This window comes from Denitrobacterium sp., from assembly GCF_056180635.1.
Map to the genome: position 1 here is coordinate 1 of NZ_JAZZJS010000057.1, position 3828 is coordinate 3828.

Consider the following 3828-nt stretch of genomic DNA (forward strand, 5'->3'; position numbering starts at 1 on the left):
ATGAACTGGAACAGGCCCAGCACGTTGTCTACGATTATGCGCCCCACCTGGCCCTGGTCGAAAACGACCTTGGTAATGCGGTCGAGCACGAGCCAAACGGCCACGATGACCGTGAAGGCCACCGTAGCGTGTTTAGGCGAAAGTCGCTTCATAACCTTGAGCATGCACTATTCCTCGGTGAAACCGATTTCGTCGAGCACGTTGCCGCAGCGCTCGCACACGGCCGCGTGCGCGGCGTTGCCACCCAGGTCGCGGTAGTTCCAGCAACGAGGGCACTTTTCCTTCTGGCTCACGCCGATGGTGGCGGCCATTTCCTCGCCCTCGCACTGCGCGAGCGAGACGGAGCTCACGATGAAGAGCTCCTCGAGCATGGAAGCGTCGTAGGCGGAAAGTGCGACGAACGCATCGGCGGGCACCTGCAGCTCGACGGTGGCTTCCTGGCTCTTGTTCACCAGGCCGTTGCTGCGAGCGTCTTCCAGGGCCTTCGTAACGACCTCGCGCGCCTGAAGCACGAACTCGAAGGAAGCCGAGATGGAAGAGGTATCGGCCGGAAGCGCGGGCATGAAGTCGTCGCGCGTGGGCCAGCCGGCGAGCTGCACCGACTCGGGGCGGCCTTCGCGGTTGCGAATCGCCTCGGGGTAATGCTGCCAGACCTCTTCCGTGGTGAAGCTGATGATGGGCGTCATGACGCGTACGAGAACTTCCAGCACGTTCATGAGCACCGTCTGGGCGCTGCGACGAAGCGGGCTGTTGGGAGCCTCGGAGTAGAGCCTGTCCTTCAGCGAATCGAGGTACACGGCGGAAAGGTCGCCCACGACGTAGTCGTACAGGGCGCGATACGCACGGTGATACTGATACGAATCGAACGAGGCGTTCACGTCGTCGAGCAGCTGCGCCAGGCGCACCATGGCCCACTGGTCGATGGGCGTGAGCTCGTCGAAGCTGGTAACGCAGTTCACCTGATCGTCGAAATCGGGCAGCGAGCCCAGCAGGAAGCGGAACGTGTTGCGGAAGCGGCGGTACGCATCGGACACGCGCTTCAGGATGTTGTCGGAAATGGACACGTCGACCGAGTAGTCGGTGGAGGCGACCCACAGGCGCAGGACGTCGGCGCCGAACTTGTTGCATACCTCGTTCGGGTCGATGCCGTTACCCTTGCTCTTGCTCATCTTCTCGCCGTTTTCGTCGACGGTGAAGCCGCAGCACATGACGCTCTTGTACGGGGAGGTGCCGAAGGCGCCCACGCCGCACAGCAGCGAGCTCTGGAACCAGCCGCGATGCTGGTCGGAACCCTCGAGGTACATGTCGGCGGGCCAAACGAGGCCGTCGACCTCGGCGCGATGCTTCAGAACGCCCACGTTGGAGACGCCCGATTCCCACCAGACGTCGAGAATGTCCTTTTCGGGAACGAGCTCGGTACCACCGCACGCGGGGCAGCAGGTGCCCTCGGGCAGGTACTCGCTGGGCTGCTTGGTGAACCAAGCGTCGGCGCCTTCCTTGTTGAACAGGTCGATTACGGCATCGAAGGTTTCCTCGGTGGCCACGACCTCGCCGCAATGGGCGCACTTGAACACGGGAATCGGCACGCCCCAGTTACGCTGGCGGCTGATGCACCAGTCGGGACGGTCTTCCACCATGGAGCCAATGCGGTTAACGCCCCACTCGGGGACGAAGCGCACGTGATTGCGGATCTGGTCGAGCGCCGCATCGCGCAGGCCCGTTTCGTCCATGGAAACGAACCACTGGTCGGTGGCGCGGAAGATGACGGGCTCGTGGCAGCGCCAGCAGTGCGGGTAGCTGTGGTTGATGTCCTCGTGCAGGATGAGCGTGCCGCGCTCGCGCAGCCACTCGATGATGACGGGGTTAGCCTCGTTCACGTCCATGCCACTGAACGGACCGCCCGTGCCCATGCCCTCACCCGAGTAGAAGCGACCGTCGTCGTCGACGGGCATCACTACGGGGATGTCGAACTTCATGCCAGCCTTGTAGTCGTCGACGCCATGGCCGGGAGCGCCATGAACGATGCCCGTGCCGTCTTCCAGCGTGACGTAGTCGGCATGGATGAACGTGCCCTCCTCGCCGGCATCGCCGAAGATGGGCTGCTTGTACTTGTTGCCAGCCAGCTGCTCGCCCGTGGCGTGCCAGACCTCGCCGTCAACTTCGACCAGGTTGCATTCCCAGCCGAACTTCTCGCAGCACTTCGCGGCCAGCTCGCGCGCGAAGATGGTGGGACGGCCATCGTGCATAACGGCCACGTACTCGGCCTTCGGATGCAGGATGACGATGACGTCGGCGGGAAGGGTCCACGGCGTGGTGGTCCAGATGGCCACGTCGATGTTGCCCTCGTAGGCTTCCAGGCCCGCAGGCGTGGTGGTGAGCTCGAAGCGCACGAAGATTGCGGGGCTCACCTCGTCGGCGTACTCGATTTCGGCTTCGGCCAGCGCCGTATGGCAATGGCTGCACCAGTGGATGGGCTTGCGGCCGCGATACACCGCGCCATCGAGGTACATCTTCTTGAAGACCTCGACGTTCGCGCTCTCGTAGGTGGGCTGGAACGTGAGGTACGGGCGATCCCAGTCGGCGTTCACGCCCAGGCGCTTGAAGCCCTCGCGCTGCACGTCGACGAACTTCTCGGCCCACTCGCGGCACATCTTGCGGATGACCGCCTGGGGCAGCTCGTTCATCTTCTGGGTGCCGATCTTCTTCTCGACCTCGTGCTCGATGGGCTGACCATGCGTATCCCAGCCGGGAATGTACGGCGTATAGAAGCCGCGCTGCGCGTTGGTCTTGTTTACGAAGTCCTTCAGGATCTTGTTGAAGGCGTGGCCGATATGAATGGGGCCATTGGCGTACGGAGGGCCGTCGTGCAGCACGAACGGCTGGTTGTCCTTGTTCTTCTCCAGCACCTTGTGGTAGATGTCGATGTCGTTCCACCACTGCAGGCGTGCCGGCTCGTTCTGGGGCAGGTTGCCCCTCATGGCGAAGTCTGTCTTCGGCAGAATCATCGTCTGTTTATACGCGTTGGCCACTTCTGTACCTTCCACATATGCCTAAATTTACAGATGGCTATTATAGGGGCAAAAAGGGCCCACGCGGGCGGCGGCGCAAAAACGCCAAATCCGACATTGCGAAACGCCTGGAACGCAGGGCGAAAGCGGCCCGCACGCAGCGCTCGCGAACCCTAGCGGTAATCGGCGGGGTTCTTGCTCGAGCTGCCCGTGAGGTTGCGCTTCGTGCGCAGCTCGCGCCCAAACTGCACGGCGGCTTCGCCGAAGCGGTCGCGCACCATGTCGGTGGCGGTTTTCAGGCACTCGCGCTGCTCCTGGGAAGGCAGGGCTTCGTCTTGCCCGTCGTCTTCCATGCCAAACAGGGAATCCTGCACGGGTGCGTCGCTGTCGAAGCGCGAAACGCCACAGCCCACCAAGCGCACCGCCGTGCCCGGATGCCACAGCTCGTCGAGCATCTGGCGCAAGTGCGACGCAAGCACGTACTCGTCGTTCGTGGGTTCGGGCAAGCGTCGCTGCGAACTGCGAATGGCCAGGTTGGCGTAGCGAATCTTCAGCGAGACGGTGCTTCCCTCCATGCCCTTCAGGCGCAGACGGCGTCCCACCTTCGCGGCGACGGTGCCCAACGCGGCCTCGATGTCGCGTCGCTCGGTTAGGTCGTGCGCGAAGCTGATCTCGTTGCTCACCTGCTTCACGGGCTCCCCCGCGGAAATGCCGTCGAGGTCGGCGCCCAGGCAGCGAGCGCGCATCATCTGGGCGTTCTTGCCGAACACGCGCCGCAGCACATCGTCTTCCGCGGCGGCTACCTGGCCCAACGTGGTGA

Annotated in this window: 2 protein-coding genes; both read right to left on the reverse strand. The window is 63.3% G+C overall.

Translation table 11 applies throughout. From position 1 onward, the window contains the following. Nucleotides 1-167: 167 nt before the first annotated feature. On the reverse strand, nt 168-3029 hold the full coding sequence (gene ileS / locus AC04P6_RS05065) for an isoleucine--tRNA ligase (protein ID WP_475565524.1): 2862 nt from the start codon (nt 3027-3029) through the stop codon (nt 168-170). Nucleotides 3030-3181: 152 nt separating this feature from the next. Further along, the coding region (locus tag AC04P6_RS05070) for a DNA polymerase Y family protein (RefSeq protein WP_475565525.1) at nt 3182-3828 on the reverse strand (647 nt) is incomplete at its 5' end.